General features: G+C 49.4%; 26 protein-coding genes and 4 pseudogenes. 17 read left to right on the top strand and 13 right to left on the bottom strand.

What is annotated here, in order from left to right:
• Window positions 1-67: 67 nt before the first annotated feature.
• Window positions 68-496: a helix-turn-helix domain-containing protein gene (locus tag NSQ46_RS08525; RefSeq protein WP_007127592.1), complete on the bottom strand. Its 429-nt coding sequence runs from the start codon at window positions 494-496 to the stop codon at window positions 68-70.
• Between the two features lie 210 nt (window positions 497-706).
• Between NSQ46_RS08525 and NSQ46_RS08520 the strand changes: the two genes are divergently transcribed.
• From NSQ46_RS08520 to NSQ46_RS08505, 4 genes are all read left to right on the top strand, one after another.
• Window positions 707-1,879, top strand: coding sequence for an MFS transporter (locus NSQ46_RS08520; protein ID WP_342576644.1), 1,173 nt, complete (start codon window positions 707-709; stop codon window positions 1,877-1,879).
• Window positions 1,880-2,127: 248 nt separating this feature from the next.
• Window positions 2,128-2,874, top strand: coding sequence for a cupin domain-containing protein (locus NSQ46_RS08515; protein WP_007127590.1), 747 nt, complete (start codon window positions 2,128-2,130; stop codon window positions 2,872-2,874).
• 171 nt (window positions 2,875-3,045) lie between these two features.
• Window positions 3,046-4,407, top strand: coding sequence for a dipeptidase (locus NSQ46_RS08510; RefSeq protein WP_213613492.1), 1,362 nt, complete (start codon window positions 3,046-3,048; stop codon window positions 4,405-4,407).
• Between the two features lie 296 nt (window positions 4,408-4,703).
• A complete protein-coding gene (locus tag NSQ46_RS08505) occupies window positions 4,704-5,843 on the top strand; it encodes a zinc-dependent alcohol dehydrogenase (protein WP_144867505.1) in 1,140 nt (379 codons plus the stop codon).
• A gap of 123 nt (window positions 5,844-5,966) precedes the next feature.
• On the opposite strand, the gene NSQ46_RS08500 is transcribed toward NSQ46_RS08505, so the two are convergent.
• Window positions 5,967-6,329 (bottom strand): hypothetical protein, encoded by a 363-nt coding sequence (locus NSQ46_RS08500; protein WP_007127586.1) that lies wholly within the window; start codon window positions 6,327-6,329, stop codon window positions 5,967-5,969.
• A gap of 173 nt (window positions 6,330-6,502) precedes the next feature.
• Between NSQ46_RS08500 and NSQ46_RS08495 the strand changes: the two genes are divergently transcribed.
• From NSQ46_RS08495 to NSQ46_RS08485, 3 genes are all read left to right on the top strand, one after another.
• Window positions 6,503-6,997 carry a DinB family protein gene (locus tag NSQ46_RS08495; protein WP_007127585.1) on the top strand — a complete coding sequence of 165 codons (495 nt, stop codon included), beginning with the start codon at window positions 6,503-6,505 and terminating at the stop codon, window positions 6,995-6,997.
• 177 nt (window positions 6,998-7,174) lie between these two features.
• Window positions 7,175-8,167, top strand: coding sequence for a YafY family protein (locus NSQ46_RS08490; RefSeq protein WP_007127584.1), 993 nt, complete (start codon window positions 7,175-7,177; stop codon window positions 8,165-8,167).
• Window positions 8,168-8,172: 5 nt separating this feature from the next.
• Window positions 8,173-8,475 carry an antibiotic biosynthesis monooxygenase gene (locus NSQ46_RS08485; RefSeq protein WP_007127583.1) on the top strand — a complete coding sequence of 101 codons (303 nt, stop codon included), beginning with the start codon at window positions 8,173-8,175 and terminating at the stop codon, window positions 8,473-8,475.
• Between the two features lie 116 nt (window positions 8,476-8,591).
• Here NSQ46_RS08485 and NSQ46_RS08480 read toward each other — a convergent pair whose 3' ends face one another.
• Entirely contained in the window at window positions 8,592-9,419 is an 828-nt protein-coding gene (locus NSQ46_RS08480) for an AraC family transcriptional regulator (protein ID WP_007127582.1), read from the bottom strand.
• 119 nt (window positions 9,420-9,538) lie between these two features.
• Here NSQ46_RS08480 and NSQ46_RS08475 point away from each other — a divergent pair, with 119 nt between their 5' ends.
• From NSQ46_RS08475 to NSQ46_RS08465, 3 genes are all read left to right on the top strand, one after another.
• Window positions 9,539-10,888 (top strand): alpha-L-fucosidase, encoded by a 1,350-nt coding sequence (locus tag NSQ46_RS08475; RefSeq protein ID WP_007127581.1) that lies wholly within the window; start codon window positions 9,539-9,541, stop codon window positions 10,886-10,888.
• Between the two features lie 359 nt (window positions 10,889-11,247).
• On the top strand, window positions 11,248-12,132 hold the full coding sequence (locus NSQ46_RS08470; RefSeq protein ID WP_342576643.1) for an ATP-binding cassette domain-containing protein: 885 nt from the start codon (window positions 11,248-11,250) through the stop codon (window positions 12,130-12,132).
• Window positions 12,129-12,920, top strand: coding sequence for an ABC transporter permease (locus NSQ46_RS08465; protein ID WP_007127579.1), 792 nt, complete (start codon window positions 12,129-12,131; stop codon window positions 12,918-12,920). The genes NSQ46_RS08470 and NSQ46_RS08465 overlap by 4 nt, the downstream gene beginning before the upstream one ends.
• Before the next feature lie 285 nt (window positions 12,921-13,205).
• Here the strand turns inward: NSQ46_RS08465 and NSQ46_RS08460 are convergent, their stop codons facing one another.
• Both NSQ46_RS08460 and NSQ46_RS08455 read right to left on the bottom strand, forming a co-directional pair.
• Window positions 13,206-14,015 carry a TetR/AcrR family transcriptional regulator gene (locus NSQ46_RS08460; protein ID WP_342576642.1) on the bottom strand — a complete coding sequence of 270 codons (810 nt, stop codon included), beginning with the start codon at window positions 14,013-14,015 and terminating at the stop codon, window positions 13,206-13,208.
• 197 nt (window positions 14,016-14,212) lie between these two features.
• Window positions 14,213-14,560, bottom strand: a complete 348-nt coding sequence (locus NSQ46_RS08455; RefSeq protein WP_342576641.1) for a VOC family protein — start codon at window positions 14,558-14,560, stop codon at window positions 14,213-14,215.
• A gap of 300 nt (window positions 14,561-14,860) precedes the next feature.
• Between NSQ46_RS08455 and NSQ46_RS08450 the strand changes: the two genes are divergently transcribed.
• Both NSQ46_RS08450 and NSQ46_RS08445 read left to right on the top strand, forming a co-directional pair.
• Entirely contained in the window at window positions 14,861-15,085 is a 225-nt protein-coding gene (locus NSQ46_RS08450) for a hypothetical protein (RefSeq protein ID WP_342576640.1), read from the top strand.
• Complete coding sequence (locus NSQ46_RS08445; protein ID WP_342576639.1) at window positions 15,040-15,240, top strand: SDR family NAD(P)-dependent oxidoreductase; 201 nt, start codon at window positions 15,040-15,042, stop codon at window positions 15,238-15,240. Before NSQ46_RS08450 ends, NSQ46_RS08445 begins: the two co-directional genes overlap by 46 nt.
• Before the next feature lie 223 nt (window positions 15,241-15,463).
• Here the strand turns inward: NSQ46_RS08445 and NSQ46_RS08440 are convergent, their stop codons facing one another.
• Complete coding sequence (locus NSQ46_RS08440; protein ID WP_342576638.1) at window positions 15,464-15,826, bottom strand: RidA family protein; 363 nt, start codon at window positions 15,824-15,826, stop codon at window positions 15,464-15,466.
• A gap of 704 nt (window positions 15,827-16,530) precedes the next feature.
• On the opposite strand from NSQ46_RS08440, the gene NSQ46_RS08435 reads away from it, so the two are divergent.
• From NSQ46_RS08435 to NSQ46_RS08425, 3 genes and pseudogenes are all read left to right on the top strand, one after another.
• Window positions 16,531-16,917 (top strand): AraC family ligand binding domain-containing protein, encoded by a 387-nt coding sequence (locus NSQ46_RS08435; protein WP_342576637.1) that lies wholly within the window; start codon window positions 16,531-16,533, stop codon window positions 16,915-16,917.
• A 101-nt stretch (window positions 16,918-17,018) separates the two neighbouring features.
• A complete protein-coding gene (locus NSQ46_RS08430) occupies window positions 17,019-17,321 on the top strand; it encodes a hypothetical protein (RefSeq protein ID WP_342576636.1) in 303 nt (100 codons plus the stop codon).
• A pseudogene (locus NSQ46_RS08425) lies at window positions 17,308-17,409 on the top strand (DUF3658 domain-containing protein); the annotation flags it as partial. The gene NSQ46_RS08430 and the pseudogene NSQ46_RS08425, both read left to right, overlap by 14 nt.
• 209 nt (window positions 17,410-17,618) lie before the next feature.
• Here the strand turns inward: NSQ46_RS08425 and NSQ46_RS08420 are convergent.
• From NSQ46_RS08420 to NSQ46_RS08405, 4 genes and pseudogenes are all read right to left on the bottom strand, one after another.
• Window positions 17,619-17,873 (bottom strand): annotated as a pseudogene (locus tag NSQ46_RS08420) (YqkE family protein).
• Window positions 17,874-18,016: 143 nt separating this feature from the next.
• A complete protein-coding gene (locus NSQ46_RS08415; RefSeq protein ID WP_342576635.1) occupies window positions 18,017-20,389 on the bottom strand; it encodes an AAA family ATPase in 2,373 nt (790 codons plus the stop codon).
• Window positions 20,382-21,074: an ABC-three component system middle component 1 gene (locus tag NSQ46_RS08410; RefSeq protein ID WP_342576634.1), complete on the bottom strand. Its 693-nt coding sequence runs from the start codon at window positions 21,072-21,074 to the stop codon at window positions 20,382-20,384. Before NSQ46_RS08410 ends, NSQ46_RS08415 begins: the two co-directional genes overlap by 8 nt.
• Window positions 21,075-22,478: an ABC-three component system protein gene (locus NSQ46_RS08405; protein ID WP_342576633.1), complete on the bottom strand. Its 1,404-nt coding sequence runs from the start codon at window positions 22,476-22,478 to the stop codon at window positions 21,075-21,077.
• Window positions 22,479-22,840: 362 nt separating this feature from the next.
• Between NSQ46_RS08405 and NSQ46_RS08400 the strand changes: the two genes are divergently transcribed.
• Complete coding sequence (locus tag NSQ46_RS08400; RefSeq protein WP_342576632.1) at window positions 22,841-23,131, top strand: EamA family transporter; 291 nt, start codon at window positions 22,841-22,843, stop codon at window positions 23,129-23,131.
• Window positions 23,132-23,316: 185 nt separating this feature from the next.
• Here NSQ46_RS08400 and NSQ46_RS08395 read toward each other — a convergent pair.
• Window positions 23,317-23,591, bottom strand: a pseudogene (locus tag NSQ46_RS08395) (alpha-amylase family glycosyl hydrolase); the annotation flags it as partial.
• Between the two features lie 28 nt (window positions 23,592-23,619).
• Here NSQ46_RS08395 and NSQ46_RS08390 point away from each other — a divergent pair.
• A pseudogene (locus tag NSQ46_RS08390) lies at window positions 23,620-24,243 on the top strand (alpha-glucosidase C-terminal domain-containing protein); the annotation flags it as partial.
• Window positions 24,244-24,323: 80 nt separating this feature from the next.
• On the opposite strand, the gene NSQ46_RS08385 reads toward NSQ46_RS08390, so the two are convergent.
• A complete protein-coding gene (locus NSQ46_RS08385; protein WP_007127574.1) occupies window positions 24,324-25,157 on the bottom strand; it encodes a carbohydrate ABC transporter permease in 834 nt (277 codons plus the stop codon).
• Window positions 25,158-25,174: 17 nt separating this feature from the next.
• Window positions 25,175-26,068 carry a sugar ABC transporter permease gene (locus NSQ46_RS08380; protein WP_007127573.1) on the bottom strand — a complete coding sequence of 298 codons (894 nt, stop codon included), beginning with the start codon at window positions 26,066-26,068 and terminating at the stop codon, window positions 25,175-25,177.
• Window positions 26,069-26,117: the final 49 nt, after the last annotated feature.

The following is a 26,117-nucleotide window of genomic DNA, read 5'->3' as shown; positions in this document are numbered from 1 at the left end:
TAAAAAAGAAAACTCAATTCCTGGGGTGACATCCCGTGAATTGAGCTTGTTTCCGGCTGCCTGCCGGTTAGGTTTGGGTCTGCCGAAGCGGCTCGGCTCCCCATTTCTTGGCCCAGCGCTCCATTGCCGTCAATGAATCCAAGAAATCCATGCCTTTTGCCGTCAGGGCGTACTCCACCGACACCGGCACGGTCGGAATTACCGTCCGGGAGACGATCCCGGAAAGCTCCAGATGCCGCAGCACGTTGGTGAGGGACTGCGTCTTCACGACCGCGACGTCCCGATGAAGCTGGTTGAACCGTTTAGGTCCCTGCGCCAGCTGCGCGATGACGAGAAAGGCCCATTTTGCGCCGAGTATTTGTAGAACCGTGCAGATGTGCTTGAAATCGTACAGGTCCGAGTTTTCACCAGCCCCATGGTTATTTTGAGGCTGATGAATTTGCTCTTGCTCAGCATGGCTTTCTGTTCCCTGAACCTCATTCCTTAACATGCTCACTGCTTCATTCCTCCTCTCAAACTTACTAATCGTTAGTTAATCAAACAAGTTGGATAATATCTATTTTATTTGCCTTCTTACATAATATATGGGGCTTACTTATAATACAAACACAAAGAGATCTCGCGTATGTTAAACATCCGAATCGGCATGTGCTAGCCATGATCCGGTAAACTCGGATATTCCACAAAGCTGAAGGGATGGATTCGAATGAACCGACTCACAATGTATTTGGTTACGCTCGGGGTGTTTTTAACCGCTACCTCCGAGCTGGTTGTCTCCGGCATCTTATACCACATATCGGAGGATCTGCATATTTCGCTTGCGCTCGCCGGCCAATTGATTACGGCCTATTCGCTTTCTTTTGCCATCGGAACACCGATCCTGGTGTCCCTTACCGCACGCATGGACCGAAAAAAGGTGCTGCTTGGCTCGCTCCTGGTATATATCGCCGGAAGCCTCGTTTCCTTTGCCAGCCATGACATATGGCTGCTAATGGGATCCCGGGTCCTGCTGGGCGTGAGCTCGGGCGTATATCTGGTGTCGGCCATGGGAGCGGCCGCTAAGCTGACGCCTCCTGAGCATCTCGGCCGTGCCATCGGAACGATCGTTCTCGGCTTCAGCAGCGCCATGGTGCTTGGGGTTCCGATCGGCATAATGATCGCAAATGCGTTAAGCTGGCAGGCCATCTTCCTGCTGCTGGCCCTGCTCAGCCTGCTGATTGTTTTCCTTCTCGCGCGTCTCCTGCCTAATGTGGAAGGAGATGAGCCGGTACCGTTTCATCAGCAGTTCAAGGTCCTCGGCAGCTTCGTCATTGTCAGCGCCCTGCTCCTTACGCTATTCCGGGAATCCGGCAATTCGGTGTTATTTACCTTCATTGCGGCATTTCTGCAGGATATCTTCCGGATTCCTCCAGCAGGAATCAGCATCGTCATGCTCGTGTTTGGCGTTTTGGGCGCCGTCGGCGCAAAGCTTGGAGGATATGGCGTGGACCGGTTCGGCGCTTCCAAAGTCATCATCGCCAGCATGATGATCCACATCGGGGTATTCGCCATTCTCCCGCTCTTGCACTCCCCTCTGATCGGCCTTCCCTTCATCGGCATGATGGTCATCTCGATGTTTGCTGCGGGTCCGGCCGTACAGAGCTATTTCATCCAGCAGGCCCCGGGCTCTCCGAACCTGATCTTGAGCTTGAACACGTCTATCATTCACCTTGGTCTTGCGGCTGGCGCAGGCGCCGGCGGCTTCATGGTCAACGCATCCTCCACGCTCCAATACCACCCATGGCTCGGGGCGCTTGTGCTTGCGCTTGGCCTGGCAGCAGGGCTGGTCAGCTTTTCCGCCGGGAGAAGAAAGCCGCTGTCCGAATCGCCAGCCGCCTGATTAACAGGCGCGTTAGGAGACGGCTCGCAGTGATTTATGAAAGCGAAAGCTGTGGTTCATGAAAGCGAGAGCCGTCTTTCGGTTTGAAAAAGACACGAGCCGCTCCGTCATATTTATGGCTTTATCTCAAAGCAATCCGCCATTTAGCCTGCAGCCTCGTAAAAAATGGGCTCACGCCCTTCTGTCCACCGTCATACCGTATTTTATAGGTTCATGCCTACTCCGAAAAAAGAAGGGCGGAAGCAGCTATGGCAGTGTCTTATATGGATTTCACTTCGCCGTCTGTACGGTTTACTTACGACGTCAACCAAAACCGATTTTTCACGAAGGATAGCCAGAACTTTATCAATTCCCTATCCATCAATCAATTGAATACGCTTGGCAATGCCTCGCTGCTGGATATCTATCTCAGCAGGGGCAATGTCGTGGAGCCGCACATCCACCAGAACGCATCCGAATTAGTGTATGCCGTCACGGGCGCGGCAACGGTCTCCATAATCAACCCGTTTACGAAGGAGCTGTTGAATTTTCCGATTACGCCGGGTCAGGTCGCCCTCGTGCCTCAAGGCTGGTGGCATTACGAAATCGCTACGGCTGACGATACGCATTTATTGGCCATCTTTGACGCTCCGGTTCCGGAGTTCATCGGCGGGTCCGATCTTCTGCGGCTGACACCGGCCAGCGTCTTCGCGCACACGTACTGCCTGAATGAGGCGAAAGTGAAAGAAACCCTTGCGCCAATTAAGGATACGGTCGTGATCGGCCCGCCGAAAGACTGCCCGAACCAAGGGCAGGTTCAGGGCGAAATGATTCAGCAGCATTTTAAACGCGATTATTACGATATGTTTCAACAGCAGCAGGAGCAGCTGCTCGAGCAGCAAGAGCGCCATTTCCAGCATCAGTTTCAACACTCCTCCGGGCGGCAGCCGCAGGAGCAGCTCCCCCGTCGTCAGGTCATCGGAAACGGCTGGGATATTTTTGCCGAGGAATTCTAATCAGGGCTTCACAAGACGGGATACGCCGCGGAAATGCGGGCGTATCCTTTGCTTCTGTCCCAGCCAATGGCATCCTTCTTCCGCCTCATATTTCGCATTCGCCGAAAAACGGTTAGAATAAGAAGATACGGCATCTTTCGAATGCCAATGTAAATCGAAGGAGGAACCATCATGAGCGTTGATTATAAAGCGTATTTCGCTGAACACCGGGAGACTCATCTTAACGAACTGAAAGAATGGCTGTCGATCCCGAGCATCTCGGCCCTGTCCGAGCATAAAGGCGATGTTGCTAAAGCTGCGGAATGGCTTGCAGGCAAGCTGACCGAGGCGGGACTCGAGCATGTTGAAATTCACCAGACGGACGGACACCCGATCATTACCGCCGATTATCTCCACGCGGAAGGAAAGCCGACCCTGCTGATTTACGGCCATTACGACGTCCAGCCCGTTGATCCGCTTCACCTGTGGGAGACGCCGCCGTTTGAGCCTGCGATACGGAACGGCAAGCTGTACGCACGCGGAGCTACCGACGACAAGGGCCAGTTGTTTCTGCATGTTAAGGCGGTCGAAGCCATTTTAAAGCAGGAGAAGGAGCTGCCTGTCAATATTAAGTTCTGTATCGAAGGGGAGGAGGAGGTATCCAGCCCGAACCTGCCGCTGTATCTCGATAACAACAAGGACAAGCTGGCTGCCGATGCGATTCTGATCTCGGACACTTCCCTGCTTGCTCCGGGCAAGCCTGCGATCTCGACCGGCCTTCGCGGATTATGCTCCCTCGAGCTGTCTCTTGAAACAGCCAACACCGATCTTCATTCCGGTACATACGGCGGCGGCGTGCCGAACGCCCTGCATGCGATGGTGTCCTTGCTGGCATCGCTTCATGACGAGCAAGGCCGCGTCGCGGTTGACGGCTTTTACGACGGCGTGCTTGAGCTTTCCCCTGAAATGCGCGAGGAATTCGCCAAGCAGGAGTTTGACGAAGAGAAGCTCAAGAAGGATCTCGGGCTGGATTCCCTCTACGGCGAAGAAGGCTTCTCCTTCGTGGAACGCGTCGGCGCGCGCCCAACGCTTGAGCTGAACGGGGTATACGGCGGATTCCAGGGCGAAGGCAGCAAGACGGTCATTCCGAGGGAAGCTCATGCGAAAATCACCTGCCGTCTGGTGGCCAACCAGGATCCGCAGGCTGTTCTCGACGTGATCGAGAAGCATCTGTATGCCCACACCCCGGTCGGCACCAAGATTACCTTCAAGCCGAAGGAAAAGGCATTCGCCTTCAACATCGATCCCACCCATCCGATGCTGCAGAAAGCCGCAGACGCCTTCGAGAACGTGTACGGCACACGCGCGCTGTTCACGAAAGACGGAGGATCGATTCCGATCGTCGAGAAGCTGTCCAGCACGCTGAACGCCCCTGCCGTGATGATGGGCTTTGGCTTGCCGGATGAGAATCTGCATGCGCCGAACGAACATTTTAATTTGGAAAATTTCGATAAAGGCTTGCTGACGATCGTGGAGTATATGAAGCTGGTTTAATTATGCGCAATGCTTGCCAGCCTTTGCCAGCATCCTATACACAGTCACACATCTGAACGAACGCATAAAGAGCACGGATTGTCCCACCGGGGCATCCGTGTTTTTGTTTTTTCCCGCTTTTTTACAAACCGATGAGGTGCCCATGCCGATCGTATCGTATACGAAAGCAGTACGTTTTAGCCAAAACGTGCAGGCCGCCCCATGATATGCACGTATGGAACAATCATGCAGGGGCATGATATGTACATATCGGGTATTAGATTTCCGAGTGCATCTTGATTAAGGAGGGATTCTTGATGAGAGCAGTTACGTTTCAGGGAGCCAAGGACATTCAAGTGAAGCAGGTGGAGGCTCCATCCATCCAAACCGAGGACGATATCATCGTTCGAATTACATCGACGGCGATTTGCGGCTCGGATCTTCATATTTATCTAGGGGGTATGCCGGCGGCGAAGGATTATGTCATCGGGCATGAGCCCATGGGGATCGTGGAGGAAGTCGGCTCCAACGTAACCCGCGTCAAAAAAGGGGACCGGGTCGTGATTCCGTTCAACGTATCATGCGGACACTGCTATTACTGCAATCACGATATGGAGAGTCAATGCGACAGCTCCAACGGCAATCCGGATGTCCATTCCGGCGGATACCTCGGCTTCACCGCGCGCTACGGGAATTATCCCGGCGGCCAAGCCGAATATTTACGGGTGCCTTACGGGAATTTCATGCCTCTGGTCATTCCGGAATCGTGCGAGCTTGAGGATGAAGCGCTGCTCCTCCTCTCCGATGTGCTGCCCACCGCTTACTGGAGCGTTGAAAATGCCGGCGTCAAACCGGGTGATACGGTAACGGTGCTGGGCTGCGGGCCAGTCGGACTGATGGTCCAGAAGTTCGCCTGGATGAAGGGAGCGAAGCGGGTCATTGCCATCGACCGAGTGCCCTACCGTCTGGATAAGGCCAAGCGAATGAACCAGGCTGAAGTCTATAATTTCGAGGACTACGATGATATGGGCTTGTATATTCGCGAAATCACGAAAGGCGGTACCGATATCGTCATTGATTGCGTCGGTATGGACGGCAAAAAAACGGCGATGGAGGCCATCGGCCAAAAGCTGAAGCTCCAGGGCGGCACGCTGAGCGCCATCGACATCGCCATCGAAGCGGTCCGGAAATTCGGGACCATACAGCTTACCGGCGTGTACGGATCTTTGTACAATATGTTCCCGCTGGGTCATATTTTCGAACGAAACGTCACGCTCACGATGGGGCAAGCGCCCGTCATACACTATATGCCGGAGCTGTTCAAGAAAATCACGGCCGGGGAGATCGATCCGACCGAGATTATCTCCCACCGCTTTCCGCTTGAGAAAGCCAGCGAAGCCTACCGGATTTTCTATGAGCATGAGGACGACTGCACCAAAGTGGTCCTGAAGCCTTGACCATAAGCCTGCTATCCAATGTCAAATGTTACAGCCAAGTTTCCCCGGCCTTTTCGGAAGGTCGCGGAACCGCTTGGCTTTTTATTGTTTTTTTCGGAATCCCCCGCTCTCTACGCTACGATCCTATGGCTTCGGATTAACCCGAAGGATCGTCCCGCACGGATCCGAGATCCAGAACCCCTTCGAATTTTCGTAAATTTCCACTTCGTCCCGCCGATCAACGCCCTGCTCCCGCAAGTAGTCCTTCGCAAGTTCCGGATCATTCGCTTGCACTTCCAGCCACACATCGTTCTGAGGATAGGAGTCCTTGCAATCGAGCCAGAGCGTGTTCGGCCCCAGGCTAAACGCGTGGGATTCGTCCTTGAACCCCAAATACGGAAGCTTCAAAACGTCCCGGTAAAACCTTACGGTTTCCTCGTATTTGAATTTCGGAATTTTCAGTGCAATATTGTTGCCTCCGGTAAATTGAATATCTGCTGATGACATAATTTCGAGTCCCTCCCGCTTTTTTACAGTTATTATAGCACGCATCCTCCCGGTGAAATTCTTCCAGTTTGCCGAATTGCCTGTGCAAACAAAGAATCACTGACCGTAACTGTCAGGGATTCGGGAATATACTTGCCCTATGGATAACCCACTAAAAAAGCGAGGTTGGTTGAATGTTGAATATCGAGGATTTTTGCGAACTATGGACCAAAGAGGTTCAAATCACCGAGCGGGTAATGAACGCTTTGACCGATGAATCGCTGAAGCAGTCCATCACGGAACAGCACCGTTCCGTAGGGCAGCTCGCCTGGCATCTGGTCATGTCGATTCAGTATATGAGCATGCTCGGTTTGAGTTTTGAAGGCCCGTCGCGGGAGCAGCAAATTCCCGATTCCGCGAGCGTCATTCTGGAAAGCTACCGCGGGGTAAGCCGTGCCTTTTTGGATGCCGTGAAGTCTCAGTGGACGGAGCAGGATCTATACGTGTCGCATGATATCGCTGGAGAGGCATGGAGAAACGGAGAGTCGTTGCAATTCCTCATCGTCCATCAAGCCCATCACCGCGGACAGATGACCGTGCTTATGCGGCAGGCAGGCATCCGGATACCTGAGCTTTACGGTCCGACCTATGATACCTGGATCGACAAGGGCATGGACCCGCTCGTCTAAAGACGATACAATCGATACAAGCGGGAGCGCCGTTCAGGATGTTGTACCCGATGAAAAGGCCACTAAGGGCATGAATTCGGAGCTGTGCTGCTTGAACGGCATTCCCCTTAATGGATCGGAAACCAAAAAGAGCCTCTACTGGCTTCCGGCATGATTCGCGAAAGGGGCTGTTCACCGATGGCTAAAGCCGATAATATGCTGTCCATCCTGTGGATGCTTCGATCGGGCAGAAAAATAACGGCTCAACAAATCGCTGATGAGCTGGAAATTCATATCCGCACGGTCTATCGCTGCATCGATTCCCTATGCGCCAGCGGGGCGCCGATCATTGCGGATTCGGGGCCGAACGGGGGCTACCGGCTGCTCGGAGCCTTTGCTGAATCCCCGCTCATGTTCGATGCGGACGAGCAGAAAGCGCTCGTGCATGCCTCCATTTTCGCAAGAGAAGCGGGTTATCCGTTTACGGAAGCCCTGGAGCGGGCCATCCATAAGCTGAAGCGCTATACGAACGAGGAGCAGCTTCATCAGATCGAGCTGCACGGCGGGGGCATCACTGTCCTTCAGCCCCCTGTCAGCCAAGAGATCCGGTCGCTGCTCCGAACGCTGGAGAATGCGTCGGCACATGGCATCACGCTGAAGATGACGTACTCCAAGGGAAGGGGGCAAGACGCATCTGTCCGGGAATTCGACCCGTACAGCATCGTCCATTGGAAGGGCCATTGGTATGCCGCCGGTTTTTGCCGATTACGCCAGGAGGTACGAAGCTTCCGCGTCGATCGCATGTCCGGGCTGGAGCTGACCGATCATCGTTTTGAGCGGCCGGATAACTTCTCGGCCAAGGATGTACTGCTCGGCGGTTTGATTCCGGATACCGGCAATGCGGAGAACTTGGAATACGTCATCATCCGGGGCCATGAGTTTACGCTGAACGAATTGTGCCAGCACTGGCTGTTCGGGCACACCCTGGTCAAGCGCCTGCCTGAAGAAGCTCATTTCCGGCTGGCCGCCGATTCCCTGATGTCGTATGTCCCCTACTTCCTGCTCCCTTATGGCAAAGCCCTGACCGTTCTCGAGCCGAGATCTCTGATCATGCGGCTGTGGGAGGTTGCGGGCGGCATGGCCCGGCATTACGAGGCATTGTTGACTGAAATGAAGACATACGAGGAGTGATACCCATGGAAAAATTCGCCATGTACGGAAAATTAATTGCCCATCCGGGCAAGCGCGACGAGCTGGCAGGCATTTTGCTTGAGGCTGCGGACATGCTGAGCGATAATGCGGACTGCGAGCTGTACATCGTCAATGTTTCGGACAGCGATCCGAATGCGGTATGGGTCACGGAATTATGGAGCAGCGCCGAGGCACATGCCGCTTCCCTTCAGGGAGCGGACACATCGGAGCTGCTGCAACGCGGCCGCAAGCTGATCGCCGGCGCGGAGCCCCTGAAGCTAAAACCGCTGGGCGGCAAAGGGCTGTAGGCATCCCCTGATCAGATGAACGTGACGCAAAAAAACAAGGTCAATCGGAGTACGTTCCGATTGGCCTAGTTTGTATTGCCTGCCCGGCAGCCGTTCGTCGCCGCTGCCATGGACGCTCAGATATTGTTTCGATATTCCGAAGGGCTGTAGCCCACCTCTTTACGGAATGTTTTCGAGAAATAATTCGCCGACTCGAAGCCGGTCGCATCGGCGATTTCCTTGATGCTGAGGCTTGTTGTCCGCAGCAGCAGCTTAGCGCGCTCCATCCGTTTGACGCTTAGATATTTTTGAGGCGTGATCCCGAAATGGCGCTTGAAGTATTTAATAAAGTAATTCGGATGCAAGTGCAAGGTTCCCGCCATCTGTTCCAGCGTGATCTCCTCGTGCAGATGATCTTTAACATACTGCTGCACCTTATTAAGACGTTCCATGTCCCCGGTCCGGTGCGAATGAATCTGCGGCTCCTGATCGGAGAACACCCTGGAGAGGATGTCCAGCATAACCGATTTCTCCTTCAAGCGGGCGGCAACGGTTTCGGTATGATGGGCATCCACCAGCTCTTGAAACAAATGCGACATCTCCAGCGGCTGTTCCAGATCGTAGCACCTAGGAACATCCAGCCATGAGAACACATCCGCATCGCCTACGGCGGCCGAGAAATGGCACCAGTATTTCAGAAACGGCCGGTCGCTGATGGTGGAATAGGATTGCTTCGTCCGGGCCGGCATCAGAATCAATTGGCCGGGCTTCGGATACAGCTCCTCCTCTCCGATTTTCACCCAGCCCTCCCCTTCCAGGATGAAATAGAGCTTATTATAGGACACGGTGTAATCCAGCTCTCTCCACTCCGGCCAGCATTGCGTCTTCTTCGCTTCCAAAATTTGAACCTGCATGTTTAAGAGCATCTGCTGAATCGCTTCTTGCTCGCTTCGTTCACTCTTCATCTTCCATGTTCCTTCAAAGTTATTATAATACCCGTCAGAGTTAAGTAATTATCTATTCATACTAACATATTCTTGTTAAAATCAAACCCGACAAATCCTAGTACCGAAAGGTTGATCCTATGACGACAACTACCGCTTCGCAAAATCAAGTCATCCTCGAACGAAATGAACGCGTACGTTGGTTCCAGAACGACCGCTTCGGCATGTTTATCCATTGGGGACTCTATTCGATCCCGGCTAGAGGCGAATGGCTCCGGAGCACGGAACAGATGAGCATCGAGCAGTATCAGACCTATTTTGATGAATTCGACCCCGTCGATTATAATCCTCGCGAATGGGCCAAGGCGGCCAAAAAAGCCGGCATGAAGTATGCGGTGCTGACCGCCAAGCACCATGACGGCTTCTGCTTGTTCGACAGCAAGCTGACCGAATATAAAGCAACCAATACCAAAGCCGGCCGGGATCTCGTGAGAGAGTTCCTGGAAGCTTTCCGGGAAGAAGGGCTTAAGGTCGGGCTCTATTATTCGCTGATCGATTGGTATCATGAGGACTATCCCGCCTTCGGAGACCGGATTCATCCGATGAGAGGAAACGAAGCCTTTAAGCGGGATCCGAACAACTTTGACCGCTATTTGGACTACATGCACGGGCAGATCCGCGAGCTGCTGACCGATTACGGCAAACTGGATATTATGTGGTTCGACTTCTCATATGACAATATGCGCGGCGAAGTATGGCGTGCTACCGAGCTCATGAAGATGATCCGCGGGCTTCAGCCGCATATCCTGATCGATAATCGGCTGGAGGGCAGCGGCGAGAGCGGCGGAAGCATCTATACGACCGAGCCGTCCATATACAGCGGGGACTTCGCTTCCCCCGAGCAGATCATCCCTCCGCATGGCGTTGTCGATGTAACGGGCGCACCCATTCCTTGGGAGGCATGCATTACGCTGAACAATAACTGGGGATATGCGGCCGCTGACCGCAACTACAAATCGGCGACCACGATCATCCGCAAGCTGGTGGAATGCGTCAGCAAAAACGGCAACATGCTGCTTAATGTCGGGCCGGACGCCAAAGGCGTCATTCCGAAGGAAAGCCTTGATGTGCTCGCGGAAATCGGCGATTGGATGAGCCGCAACAGCGACAGCATTTACGGATGCGCAGCCGCCGAATTTCCGAAGCCGGAATGGGGACGGTATACCCAAAAAGGCAACAAGCTGTATGCCCACGTCTTCGAGGAGCCGATCGGGCCCATCAATCTCGTCGGCTTGGCGGGCAAGGTCAAGAAAGCCCGGCTTCTGGCTGACGGCTACGAGCTGCTGCTCGGCCGCCCGTGGAGTGCAGCCGAATTCACCGAGGATGCATTCGTCAGCTTTGCCCGTCCGGAGCACTTCACCTTCCCGCTCCCGGACAAACGCAATACCGTCATCGAGCTTGAGCTTGAGGACGGGGCAGACCCGTCATAACAACATACTGCAGGCAAGCATGATTGAGCCTCCGCTGGATGTGTACATTGCATCCTTGCGGAGGCTTCTTGCCTTTATCAGCTCCTCTCCCCTTTAATCGCCCTTGCAACAAAGCTGGTTATTTTCTTGATACAGGGCCTTCAATTCGAACGAACAGAATAATAACCTCCGTCCAAAATGAAACTCAGGATTACCGGCATGATCTCATCAAGAGGCTTCATCGCCCCCTCCTTTATACCTGTCTCTATAGGACCTCTCGCCAACGAAAAAAATCATATTGAAATAAAACTGTTTATATAATATACTGATTAAGAAATAAACTGTTTATTATATACACAATTAATAAAGGAGCGTCGATCATGCGGAAATATGCCGTGGAAATTCAAGGACTGTACAAACGGTTCGGCAGCCAGCAGGTGCTGGACGGAATCGATCTGAAAGTGCCGGAGGGCAGTGTGTTGGCCCTGCTCGGTCCCAATGGGGCCGGTAAAACCACCTTGGTCAACATCATGTCAACCTTGGTCACTCCTGATGCGGGGACCTTGCTAATTAACGGGTACGATGTGAGCCGGGAGCGCCAGAAGGTACAGCAATCGATCAGTCTTACCGGTCAATTCGCCGCCGTGGACGAAGTGTTGACCGCCGAAGAAAATCTTCGGATGATATGCAGGCTGTCCGGACTCACGGGAGCAGAGGCCCGCATTCGAAGCACGGAGCTGCTGGCTTACTTTGATCTGGCATCGGCACGATCCAAGCGCGCAGGCACCTTTTCCGGCGGCATGAAAAGGCGCCTGGATCTGGCGATCAGTCTCGTCGTGCCAAAACCCGTTCTGTTCCTGGATGAACCGACGACCGGGCTTGATACCCGAAGCCGACGCGCGCTGTGGGATATGATTTTGCAGCTGAAAAGCCAAGGCATCACGATTGTCCTCACTACGCAATATCTGGAGGAAGCGGATCAGCTTGCCGACCGGATTGCGGTGCTTGATGGGGGGCATATCGTGGCGGAAGGAAGTCCGGAGGAGCTAAAATCCCGGGTCGGGGGCGAGGTACTGGAGCTGCGGAACGCGGAGGCTGAGGTCATTCATCGCATTCCCACGAGCGGATCTATAGGGGATGTTGCAAACACGCTTCAGGAGCTTATGCGCCAGCTTCCGACGGAAACGCGGGTCGGCATCCACAGGCCGAACATGGATGAAGTATTCATCGCGCTGACTGAAAAGAAAATGGAGGAGATCGTATGATTGTCAAACCTGTTCACACCGCAAAGAAAACATCGCTTGCCGTTACCCAAAGCGTCTTTATCGGACGCAGCCTCCGCCACAGCCTCCGCAATGCGGATGCGATGCTGATGGCGATTCTGCTGCCGGTGCTCTTGATGCTGCTGTTCACGTACGTATTCGGCGGAGCGATCGATTCCAGCGGCGATTACGTAAACTACGTCGTGCCCGGAATTATTCTGTTATGCGCGGGCTTCGGCTCCTCCTCGGTGGCCGTCGACGTCGCGCAAGATATGACGAACGGCATTATCGACCGGTTCCGGACGATGCCGATTCGCAGCGTTAGTGTCATTACCGGACACGTCGTCGCTAGTCTGGCCCGCAATCTGCTGGCAACCGGCGTTGTGCTCGCGGTTGCCTTGCTCGTCGGCTTCAAGCCTACTGCCGGCATACTCGATTGGGTATTCGCGGTAGCCCTTATCGCCTTGTTCATCCTCGCCTTCACCTGGCTGTTTGCGGCGATCGGCATGGTCGCCGGCAGCCCTGCCGCAGCGGGGAGCTACGGGTTCGCCCTGCTCTTTCTGCCTTACCTTTCCAGCGCCTTCGTCAAGACGGATACGATGCCGGAATGGCTGCAGTGGATTGCAAGCAACCAGCCCATTACGCCGGTGATCGAGTCCCTTCGCGGATTGCTGATGGGAGCTTCGATACGCGAGTTTATCGGATGGGCAATCGGGTGGTGCTTGCTCATTTTGCTCGTCTCATTGCTATGGGGCATGTGGTCATTCCGCAGAAGAGCGGGCCGACGTTAATTGGGGCCATAGCTCGTAAACAAGTCCGGGGGGGTATCGGCTGCTGTTCTGCCAAGTCAGCCATATATACCTTACAAGCTTCTCCCGCGCCTGTCATAAAGCTATAAGCTTCCCGTTTTACCACCCAGAGCTTCGGCGGCTCCCCATTAAACACAAATAAGCGATCCGAACGGATCGCTTTTGCTTTTTTTCAGGTTTATATATTTGCTCATCGAGCGGCACTCCGGCACTCGCTAACTGTTCCTTTTGGCACGTTCCCTGAAACGTATAACTTCGCGAGCTACGCTACCCGTCAGCCTTCTCGTTCTCCTTCTCCTGACCCGTCTTCATCTCCAGGTAGCGCTCAATTCCGTCAAGAATGCGCTCCAGCCCGAAATCAATGTCGTTCCCGATCGGATTCTCTCCCGGGTTCTCTTCCGTATAAACGCCGGACATGATGACGGGGTACAGGTACGGGAACTGCTCTGGCTTCACGAGCGCTTTCAGCGCCAGGGTATAGTCCGTCCCGCTGAACCGCTCGGCGGTGGACCCTGATTTGAGCGCAAGATCCATATCCCGTTGGATGAGTCCGCTGGATCTCGCGTAGTTGCTCAGCAGCAGAATGAAGGAGATCTTTTCATAGTCATTCAGCGGAAAATCCCTCATGAAGCGCAATCCCCAATCGATGACCCGGAGATTATTCGGGGTAATCGGCACGCCGGAGATTGGAATGTCGCCGAACCAGGGATGGTCCCGGAATACCTGCATGCTTAATTTGACGAATAGGCGCATGTTGTCCCGCCAGTCCGGCGCATCCTCGTCCGGAAGCGGAACCTCGCAAACCGCATCCTGCATGAGCAGCAGAAGGTCATCCTTGCTCGGAATGTAGCGGTACAGCGACATGGCGGTGTACCCTAAAGACGATGCCACGCGGTTCATCGAAACGGCAGACAGGCCGTCCCGATCCGCAATTTCGATTGCGGCATCAACGATCTGCCGGATGCTGAGCTCCCTCTTCGGTCCGCGCTGCGGGGGCTTGACCAATCCCCAGCTAAGCGCAGCGCCGCCGGGCAGCATGGCCCCGATATCATGCTCTGTCGTATTATCTTTTGACATAACGTATGCGTCCTTTCCCGAAGGCTGTACATCCCGATAAGCCATTAAATTGTTTATTATATAAACAGTATATCACAGACTCCCCTCTTCTGACAGACCGATCGGGCAGGCGACGCTGTTTGAATCGAAACGTAGCTCTTTCTGGGCACCGTCGTGGTCCGGAGCACGACGGGATGATTGCCAATTTCATGTGCGGTTCAATGCATCAGAATATTGACAAGCCTGCCGAACGGGTCACGTACGAAAAATCGGCGAACGCCCCAAGGCTCATCCACTGGGCCGTATTCGACAGGGAAGCCGGCATTTTTCATATCAGCCAACACCGCCTCGACATCGTCGACTTCGATTGAGAGGTCGGGTACGGGCGTGCCGGATCCTCCCTCTTCGGCAAAGCTGATCTGTACCTGCATCGTCTCCGGCGACCCGTAGGTGGCGATCCAGCCGTGATCCATCAGCAGATCAAGACCAAGCACGTCCTGATAGAAGCGTTTAGCTTCCGCAATGCGTCGCGTTTCAATATTAGTGACAATTCGTTTGACTGCCATAGCACATGATTCCTCCTTTGTTGCCTGCACTCTTCTGCTCTCTGCCCTGCGCTCCGTAGATCCCTTTTTTTCGAACTTCCCCAAATAAACGAATCCAGTGTCCAAGCGGCAGAACACGCTAATCGCTTGCTCTGAAGTATAACAAATCCTTCCAGAAAGGAAAACACCTACAACACTTCATGCTCGAGAGACCGTCATCACCGATTGGCGGTTCCATCGAACTCGTTCATGTTGAACGGGAAGAAATTCGGTAAATTAAATTATTGTATTCCATTACACACTCGATAGGAGGCATCCATCGTGTACAAGGATCTGGAGGGAAGCACAGCCGTCATTACCGGCGCCTCTTGCATCGGGCGCGCAATCGCACTGAGGTTCGGACAAGAAAAGATGAACGTAGTCATTAATTACGTCAGCAACGAGGATGAAGTGAACGCCATGTACGGAAGATTGAATCCTTCGGTGGAAAAGCTATCGGCGTGTATGGCGACGTCACCAAGGAAGAGGATGTCAAGAGGCTTGTAGCCGCCGCTGATCATTATGCTCCTGAGGTCATGGTAAATAACGTTGGCATCGAAAACGAAGTGCCTTTCGAGGATTTGGTGTTGGATAACTGGAGAAAAGTGCTCGACGTGAATTTAACCGGGGCCTTTCCAGGCTGCCGCGAGGCAATCGATTAACATGCTCGAGCACCGGATCAAGGAACGGATTATCCACGTTTCAAGCGTGCAACAGAGGATTCCGTGGCCTCATTTTCTGCATTATGCGGCTAGCTGGGGCCTAAAAGGGAGTCGACGGCTTTCCCTTTGATGCCATCGCTCATATCGTGAAAGCCAAGGCTTGCCTAATGCCGACAATCCCCAGCATCTGCCGGTCGTGAGGGCCTATCAGCTTTTTTGAGGCTTATTTCTTAAACGCTATAGCATCGATCCGAACTTTAAGTCCAGTCCCCTCCTTATGTGCAAATTCTGTAACAATTGTTTTCCTTGCTGGATAGTTTCCTTTGAAACGGCGTTTAAAAACCTCTTCCATAACTGGAATATCACTAGGATCTATAAGCAGAACATCCACCTTGACCACCGATTTCAAAGTTAGATTAATTGATGCCAACCGCGCACTCATGTTGTCAAGAGCATCCTCAACTTGTTCCTCCACTGATTTGCCCGCATATCCAACGCAGTAACTCAGAAAGACAAAATCGCCTGCTTGGACGACTCCGGAATGAGCCCAATCTTCATTTACTTTATCTCTAATTATTTCACCCATAACCAATATCCTCCATTTCCTGAATAGATATTATGTAGAAATAGTTCCGTATTTCGTCCTACTAAATCGGTTTGGTGTGCTGCCCTTACCTTTCACTCGCAACACCGGCGACAAATGACAGCTCATCCTCGTCTATGCTTGATATTATGCATAAGTTTCGGTTCAGTTCAGAATGTATAAACGGTGAAATTTTGGGGCGCAACAAAAGTGTGCTTGCCTCTGGTGCAAGCTTTGGAAACGATCGAATAGTGATCTACTCGCTGCAGGAAGGCAGCAGCGTACAATTACGTTATTATGAAAGTTCAGAAAGCTTCAAATCCATTGCGAGATCCCTGGGAGTCGACCATTCTGTCTTCTTAAGCTGGATTAGGCAATAAAAGCATCACGGTGAAAAGACCTTTAGACAGGGCTATACATCTACACAGCACAAGATAAACTAGACGTACTTCAATTTATGAACGAATGTACCATTTTAAGCTGACAAAGAAGCTTAGAATCACATGGCATAGACGCCCTACAGCCACCGAAAAAGGGGCGATCATCCATGAAAAAAGTCTCTAAGGATCAGAAGAGTCAAACACTTCCTTCCCCCCGTGTACCCGTTTTCCTGCCTATAGTATAATGAACCAAAAAACGTAAAATAATGGGGCATTCTTCGCATTCGAATAGGGGATATCGGATCATTTCTAAAGGGAGGATTTCCTTTGAGAAAAAGCTCGTCTGTGATCATGCAGATCGATTCGTTGCTGAACCCGAATGAAAGCATATTCGTGAACCGGATCGCGGAATCATTCGAAACGCCGCAGCACTGCCATGACTTCTTCGAAATCAATTACGTCGCCGAAGGGCGGGGATTCCATTATATCGGCGAAGATCGGATCGCCGCGGAAAAAGGAGACGCTTTTGTCCTGCCCGTTGGAACGACGCATGTGTTTCGGCCAACCGCGGTGTCGTCGAAGGAGCCGATCGTCATCTATAATTGCGTTTTTCATCCGCGGACGATCGAGAAATGTCCGAATCAGTCCCGATCCCTCAGCGACTTCTCGAATACCTTTCGCTGCCTGACGATAATTCGTCGCCCTACTGACTGAAAACGACGGACATTAGCGGCGACTTCGCCCTGCTTTTTACCGGCCTGTACTCCGAATATATCCGCAAAGCGGCCGGCTATCGGGCCATCCTATGCGGAAAGTTGCTCAAATTGCTGGGACTTCTCGACCGCCAATTGTTCAGCACCGGGGAGGCATGCAATCAAGACCCCTTGTTCGAAGGGATGCTGGACATCGTTCAAAAACGCTGCGGCGAATCCCAGTTTACGATCGGAAAATTGGCCGGACAGCTGAACGTTTCTACCGGATACGTCCAGCGCATGTTCAGGCGATACCTGCGGCGTAACGTTTCTAGCGTATTTGCAAAATGTCAGGGTGGACCGTCCACCTCGATGCCTACTTGCTTCGAACGGTTGAGGCACTTCAAACAGAATGCCGGAGCATGAATTCATCAAAGCGGCCCGCGTAATCGGAGAAGCCATCGGCATGAGGGATGAATGTATCCGGGATGTCTTTTTCGAGTACCGGCTCAGGCATCTCATTTATGAGGGGCGGCTGGAAATCAAAGGCGTGCCGCGGGCGATGCGATATTACGGGCTAAGGCTTAAAAAGCGGACCGATCAGGACCGCATGAGCCCCGGGAGTTCAACGAACGTGCCGTGTCATGGATCACCGATCTCGCCTTTAATCATAATCCTAACGCGACATACGAAAAGCTGCCCGAAGGGCAGCCTTTCCGACGACTATTTATATTTCTTCCAGTCCATATTGCTGTTTTCAAGCAAATATTCAATGTCGTTATCGCGGCGTTTTTGCTCTACTTTGCGTGCTTCCTCCGCTTCCTTTTACTTCTGCTGCTCGGCTTTTAATTCCTCCGACTGCTGCTTCAGCTTGCTCAGCACCTCGCTGCTCAAAAGATCTTTCAGGGTTACCGGCTTGTCTGCCGCCTGCGGCTTCACGGCCGCATCCTGTTTTCGTTTTTTTGGCCATCGTTCCACCCCACATTATAATGTAGCGTAATACTTTATGCCAAATAGTTATCATCAATTAAGAATATATCTTAGAGGTCGCGGGTCTTAAGATCTACAGAACGCTATGCCAAGAATTATTTTTTTCCCACGTATACCTCAATAAATTAGATTCATCCAGCATGTGACTCTTCACGCATATTAAAACTTGATGGTAGGAGTCCATACTTACTAAATTTATATTGTAAGTAACGGGATACATCTTCTTCATGCGTCGAAATGATAATTTGTTTATGCGAAAAATCGTTTCTTAATAATTCAGTGAAAGATGCCATATTAATTTCGTCCATCGATTGTACAGGATCATCGATTAATAATATTCCTAAGTCTTTATGACCATATATTTTATTTAGTGCTAAAGTGAATGATATTACCACGGCGGATAATTGACCAGAGCTTAAATAATTGAGTGCATCATGATCAGATTTTACATCTGACACAAATATAATACTTTCTGTGTCTGCTTTTTCCTTAATAAATAACCCCAAACCTCTTTGGTAATTTTGCATTATTTTACCGCTGTAGATATGGAAAGGTATTTCTATGTCGACCATAATTTTCTTCCAATGTTTCTTAATAGCTAGTTCATACTGGTTGATTATTTGATTCAGATCTTCAACCTTATCTGATATCTTTTTAAAATTTTCTTGATATTTGGTTATTTTATCAAGCTCATTTTTGCGATTTGAGTTTATTTGATTATAAAAAACCCAATCAATAAATTGTTTTTTTGAATTGAGTTTATCTTGATTGATCAATGCTAAGCGCTCTGTTGATTCATCAAAGTACTCCTTAAAAATTCTGGAGAAAATTCTATATTTATGATCAAAATCAGAGTAACCTTCTTTTATAGTTTTCAAATAACCCAGCAAATAAGACGATAATTTCTCTATTTGATAGCTACTGTCTTCATCATTTAGGTATAAGTTGTATTCATAATTACAAAAATCGGTTATTTCAATATTATTTTGTTGGCAAAATGCTAAAAACTTATTTACATCATCTTCTCTATGCTTGGCACGTTCAACAATACGGTAAAATGTCTCACTGATCTGATTCTCAGTTAAAGTTAAAAAATGTGTTAATTCATTTAAAGGAGCTTTAAGGTGACGTTCGTACAATTCATCAATTTCATTGTTCTGTTTTATTGCAGACTCGTTATGCAGTGAAGAAAAGTAGTCGCTTTTAGTTTGAATTTCATTCAATAATGTATCATAATTACCCCAATCAAAACCACAAAGTGGACATTCGCCTCGATTTGACTGATGATGTTGATGTAGAGATTTCATTTGAGTAGTTAATGTTTTCCGTGTATTGTTTAACTCATTTACAATTTTAGATAACTGAGAAATGTCTCCATCACGACTCTTTAATATCTGTACCTTTTGGTTAATCTCTTCTGTATCGAGTTCTAGCCCGAGCTCTTCGTTTAATGATTTGTAGTCAATTCTTGAAAAATTTTTTTGAAAATCTTGCATTTGTGTAACAAAGCTCTCTATTTTTCGTCTTTTATCTCTCATTTTAACTATTTCGGGGAATCTTGAGATAAATGCTTTTCCTTGAATCGTATGCCCAAGCAACTCAGTATCTTGAGCAAATTGTCGCAACTGTTTGTTGAACTTAGCTTTTGTGAATTCTTCGAAGTTATTAACAAAATCCTCAATAACAATTATTTCTTCAATTATTTGATCTCTATGCTGTTTATTTGAAACAACAATATCCTCACGATCCCACTGCTTATCTACAGGTTCATAGAAAAGCTTTTCATATTTTACCTTTTCTTTAACATCTAATTGTTCATAGTTCTTATACTGTTCAATTTGATTTTCGCTATCTTTGATTTTTTTGTGTAGTGTTCTTTTTTCCTGTTCAAGGAACTTACAAACACTTTGTAGGTACTTCATTTCTTCTTCTTCTTCTTTTGTATCAAAAAGTCGGCTAATTTCAGCCAACCTTTCCTTACCTGGACGTTTTAAAAATGAGGTGTTCTCTTGTTGTTGTATATAATAAAACAGACTATATATCCGTTCTAATTGGTCTATCTCAAATAATGCGTTTAATTCATCTTGAGTAATTTGTTTTCCCTCCTCTAAGGGCGAATCGAATGTTTCTAAAAGATAAGTGTCAAATATATCCCATCTTCCTGGCTGTTTTTGCACACCAGTTAAACTTTTCGTAGCAGGCAATGCTTTTGCAAGAGTAATGGTTTCACCCTCATATTCAAATTGGACTTTGATGATGAGATCTCTTGTTGGGTCGTTACTGAACAACACATCGCTAAACCTTACTCGTGCATCTTCAGGCTTTTTAATCCTATCAATTTTACCTGATAGCACAAGTTCAATTGCATCAAAAATCGTAGTTTTACCGAAACCATTGGGCCCGTCTAAGACCACAAGTTGGTTTTGTGTCCAATCCAATTCCAGACGCTCAATTGCTTTAAAGTTTTCAATATAAATACATTTTAACGAGAAATTTCTATTCATATTCTTCCACCTTTATATAATCTAAAATTAATTTTCGCCAGGCAGCTTCATCAGGCTCCCTCTCTGGCTGAAAGCGTAATAAACCATCACGAAGACTTAGAAGCGATGGAGTTAACGCATTAATAATTTCTTGCTTTAAACTTGTCAGTTCCCTATCCATCTTCCTTAAATTTAAAAATGGCAACTTTATAAACAACTTGCTGACTAAGTTATATTCAGTATTTTGAAAAGGATCATTTTTGTGCTCTTGAAATGAATTATCATCATTTAGAACTCGATAAAGATATTCCATGATAGAACCCCTTTGATTTTTCAATAGCATCTCAACTTGTAGGTCGGTATATGTAAGTACGTACTTCTTAAAAAAGTATGGGTCCTCTTCAATATCGAATATAATTTTATTTAATATTGGGTCTTGAAAATTACCACTTCTTTTTACACAGACGATAAGTGATATATTTTTATCCATATCTGGTCGGTAGCCTTCTTCCAGCCCCTTTACTTCATCAAAATATGAGTTGAATAATTCAACAGATGTATGGTCGAGCATTTTTTCCTCAACAAAAATGGCTAGATAATAACTACCTCTATCAAAATCTAAAGCAAATATATTTGTTGGCATCGAAATAAAATGCTGAACACCAAACCCATTTTCTGTAAATATTTTCTGGAGTATTCTGATCATTTAGTTTAATTCCTCCATTGCAGTGTCGATATCAATCAGTCTAATATTTTTGATTTTTGTGATGTTGTTATTTCTTTCACCTTTTGATTCAATATCAGTAAATTTATTAGCTGCACTCTCTAAAGAACTAGCCCGGACATTGTCAGTAATAATGGCCTCTATCTCGTAAAGCTCATCTCTTATAGCCGCATTCCCCAATATACCAACTGCTATTTTTGACAATTCTCTAGATTCATTTCTTATCCTACTAGTACTTAATCTTATAGTGCTTGGTAAATAGCATAAATTTTTTTGTTGGTCTTGTAGTATATACTTATATCCATTTAGGGCTTGTTTGATCTCATAAAGAGCTAAACAAAACACGTCCATCCCGTTTTGGGGGATTAGATTTCTAAATGCGAGAGAGTCTGCCTTTTGAAATTCAATATGAGGGGTCACCATTTGGCAAAAAGTAAAAAATGAATCGTTACTCATGCCAGCAATTGCCCTGACATAGTTTTCAGCCCTTTGTAAATCTTCTAAACGATGTTCGTTACCTTCATTAACAATTGTTTCATGCAATTCATGAAATAAAAATTCACACGTTGAATGAAATATATTTTTTAGTCTATGTATTATGTATTCTTCTGATGGCTCTTCCCATTCGTTGTCCAAAACTGAAATGAAGTTGGAAAAACAAATACGGTCGGGGATTAACTCATCCTCACCCTCCTCACTTTCTTGTTCAGCCACGTGTCGAATCGTAATATGCTTGTCCAATTCCCCTAACAAGTAATTGTATGTAGTTTCAACATGTGCTTGAGTAGGAGTCCCCCCCTTCTTTCTTTCACAATACTGAATAATACGCTTTTTAATTTCCTCTTCCAACTCATTCATTGGACAGTATTGTTTAGTCTCTTCATAGGAGTATATTGATAGATTTTCAAATGCTGAATTATACGCGTCAGCGTCAACCACCATTTTATAATAATGCCAAGGAGTATACCCCTTGATTCTTGGCCCCTTACTCGGATCCTTTTGGGGCTTAGGCTCTGACGGTGGATCAAGCTGAATAAGCCTTGACTTCATTTCATTAATGGCAACTAATTCAGTAGCTGCATGTAAATAGCTCTCGACCCCATTCTTTAAAACACTCTTACCCAAAAGATTCCATAAGGCATCCTTATACTCGCTCAAAGTCCTTTTTTTATAAGATTTAACTTGATGAATGGAAACATACTTATCATCTTTAATTATAGAAAAATCTTCATACCACTCTAATTCCAAAAAAAATCGGTTAACCTCGGCAGGATCAATTTTGAGGATATAATCGAGTACAACATTAATGGCAACTTTACCTTGATACTGGAAGCCGCTCCAACTAGGAATAGCACTATGATAGGGAGTTAGTTGAACAGTATCCAATAGATAACACCCCTTCTAAATTAGTCTTGGTAAACCCAATTCGACATTTTACTTCATATTCCTCCCGTGTGAAATACATCCTTCGTAAGACACTGGACCGATTTTTGATCAATTGAATTTTTGCTTGCTTAGCTGTCCCAGTACGCCCCGTTTAAGGTCAGGTAGCTTTGCGGCAAATTTTCTTGTCCGCCCGGCGGATATGCGATACAACTTGGTCACTTGACTTGGGGCTGATTGAAAGCGCCCGGGGTTTATGCATGAAAGGAATGACTTCATTGAACCGCTCTCGTCTGCCAATCTCAGCCTGCTCATCGTCGCCGTGATGTGAGATGCACGTTCTTATCGTTCAGCATGCCGTGAGGGTGCTGCCTCCGCTGGCCTTCAACAGTATCCGCTTCGTCGGGGCGGCGGCTTTGCTTGCTTTGATCATCACGGTGTTTTACCGCGGCCAGTGGCGTGCCGTCAGCATCCGCATGCTGCTTCATACCTGCCTGCCGGGTCTTTTTTTGTTTTTGGGTTATGCTTTTCAAACTGTCGGCCTGCTGTACACCACGACCTCCAATGCCGGCTTTATCACGGGGTTATCGGTCGTTTTGGTGCCCTTCCTGGCCCTGATCCTGCTCAACATCCGATTTCGCGTTTTACGTGGTTGAGCGCCCTTCTGGCGGCCTGTGGACTGTACCTGCTGACCTTTGCCGGTTCCGCATTTGCATTAAACAAAGGGGATGTGCTCGTTTTCCTGTGCGCGATCGGGTTTTGCCCTTCATATCGCCTATACCCAGCATTTTTGCGCCCCGATATCACTTGCGAGCATCTTGGCCGATTCGACGCGGAACTACTGATCATTGCCGAATCGGGATACCGGTCTGGGCTGGTCGTAATTGCCCAAGTAGTTTGCATTCCAGCCCTGGTTATGAAGGGTGGTTTGCCAGCGGCTCATAACTTTTTTAAGTTCAAGCAGGGTCCAGGACCGGGCTTCCCATCTCCCGGTTCCCGTCGAGACGGAATTGAGGGTCATATGTTCAAATTGAAACACCATATCCAGCTCGTGTCGTTGATCCCGACGTATTGCACCGCCTGTTCCGGGCCAAGACCCAAGCTATGAAGGCCGACGACGGCCGTTTGCAGCGCTGCCAGCGGCAGCACTTTCATGCTTACCTTGGAAGGGACCCCTTATATTTACCAGGGCGAGGAAATCGGGATGACCAATGCAGCCTTTGAGACCATCAGCGATTATCGGGACGTCGAAACCCTGAATTATTACGGGCAATCCCAGCTTCAAGGCAAGCCGAATGACCGGATCATGGCGGCCATTCGCGCAAAGAGCCGGGATAATGCCCGTACTCCCATGCAATGGAATGGCGGCCCTCAGGCTGGATTTACGACCGGAGAACCATGGATCAAGGTGAACCCGAATTATACGGAAGTGAATGTGGAATTAGCAATGAAAGATCCGAAATCCATCTACCATTACTACCGGCAGCTGATCGCCCTTCGTAAACAGCATAAAGCGCTAGTGTACGGAGAATATAAGCTGCTCCTTCCCCTGGATCCCGATTTGTATGTGTACACCCGTACATGGGAGCAGGATACCATTCTCGTGATCCTTAATTTTTTTGACGACATGCCTAGGATGGAGTGGCCGAAGGACCTTCGCGGCTTATCGCAGGAGCTGCTGATTTCCAATTACGAGCCCGTGCCGGACGAACGGCAAGACCAGATCGAGCTTCGCCCCTATGAAGCCAGAGTTTACCGGCTGTACTGACACGCACTTTCAAAATATGAATGGAAAGGCACCCCGCTTGCAGCCGAACGGCTGCAAGGAGGTGCCTTTTTGAGTGTCGCTTACCCCTTCGTTCCGCCTTGGAGCCCGAAGCCCTTCGACATAAACTGCTGCGACAAAATGTACAGGATGATCGCCGGTATGGCATACAGCACCGAAAATGCAGCAAGACTGCCGTATTCGACCATGCCGTATTGTCCGAAGAACTGGTACAGCTTGAGGGATGCCGGAAATTTTTCCGGAGACTGGAGCAGGATATACGGCACGAAAAAATTGCCCCAGCTGCCGGAGAAGGTAAAGATCGCGACCGTGCAGATGCCCGGGACCATCAGCGGCGCAACGACCTTGCGGATGCCGGTAAACACCGAAGCCCCGTCCACCCAGGCAGCTTCTTCGAGATCATTCGGCACGGAATCCATGAAATTTTTCATCATCCAGATGCCGTAAGGCATGGACGACGCCACATAGAACAGGATGACGCCGAAGATATTGTCATACAGCTTCAGCCCCAGGAACAGCTGGTAAACCGGCACCATAACGGCTGTTATCGGAAGCGAGGTCATGAACAGAATCGTCAGCATGAAAGGCTTCTTATATTTCATCTGATACCTGGATAAAGGATAAGCGGCGAGCAGCGCAAGCAGAACAACCAGTACGGCTTGGCCAAGCGACATGATAAGGCCGATCAGGAACGCCCGCTGATTCTCGCTGCTTGTGATGACCTCCGCGTAGTTCGCCCCGGTGATGCGGCTCGGCATCTTCAGCGATTGCATCGCATTCGGATCGACGGATGCTACGAGTACCCACAGCAGCGGCAGCAGGAAGCATATCCCGATTCCGGCAAGAATGGCATACGGCAGGATACGATACACGAGCTTGCGTTGTTTGGCATTCATATCGTTTCACCCCCGCTTTACTCTTTCATCGATCGAATATACAGAAGGCTGAGCACGATGCCGATCAGAAGCAGCAGCAGCGAGATCGCGGTTCCATAGCCCAGCTGGTAATTGACAAAAGCCTGGTTGTACATGAAGATCGGCAGCGTGGTCGTCGAATTGCCAGGCCCTCCGCCGGTCATGGCATAGATCAGCCCGAACACGCCGAGCGTCTGCAGCGTGACGAGCATCATATTTGTCGTGATCGTCCCTTTAATATACGGAATGATAATGCTCGTGAAGATTTTCCATTTGGACGCCCCGTCGACGACTGCCGCTTCTTCGATCTCATTCGGGACGTCGTCGAGCGCGGCTTGGAACACCAGCATGGAAAAGGCGGTGCCGTGCCAGATATTCGCCAAAATGATCGTCAGCATCGGAACCGTGAACAGCCACGTCACTTCGGAGAACCCGAAGAAGCCAATGATGGCGTTCAAAGTGCCCTCATCGCCGAAGAAGCTGTACAGGCACAGGGCGCATACGATTTCCGGGGTCACCCATCCGGCGAGGACAATCGTGCCGATGACCCGCCGAAATGTTCGGTTTCGCTGCTTCATCAGCAGCGCGATCAGGAAGCCGAGCACCTGCTGTCCAATGACGGCCGAGCCGATCAGGAATACGAGCGTATTCCATATGCTGATGCGAACGGTAGGGTCTTGAAACATTCTTGCATAGTTCTCAAATCCGATGAATTTCAGCTCTCTCGCGGCTTCGCCCGTTAACGCCAGGTTCGTGAACGAATAATAGAAGGTCAGCAGAATCGGATAAATAAAAAACACAAGCATGATCGCAATCGAGGGAAGCAGATAAAAGAGCCAAGGGTACGATGGTTTGCGCTTATTCAAAGCGTCGTTCGCCGTTAGACTGCTCATGCGTGAGCTCTCCCCTTTTCTCCTGATGATCGTGAAAAGCCGCCTGCCC

The sequence above is a fragment of the Paenibacillus sp. FSL M8-0142 genome, assembly GCF_038597315.1.
In the GTDB taxonomy this organism is placed as follows: domain Bacteria; phylum Bacillota; class Bacilli; order Paenibacillales; family Paenibacillaceae; genus Paenibacillus_AQ; species Paenibacillus_AQ lactis.
Note: the sequence above shows the minus strand (reverse complement) of the source record. Positions and strands in the feature narration are given on the sequence as shown.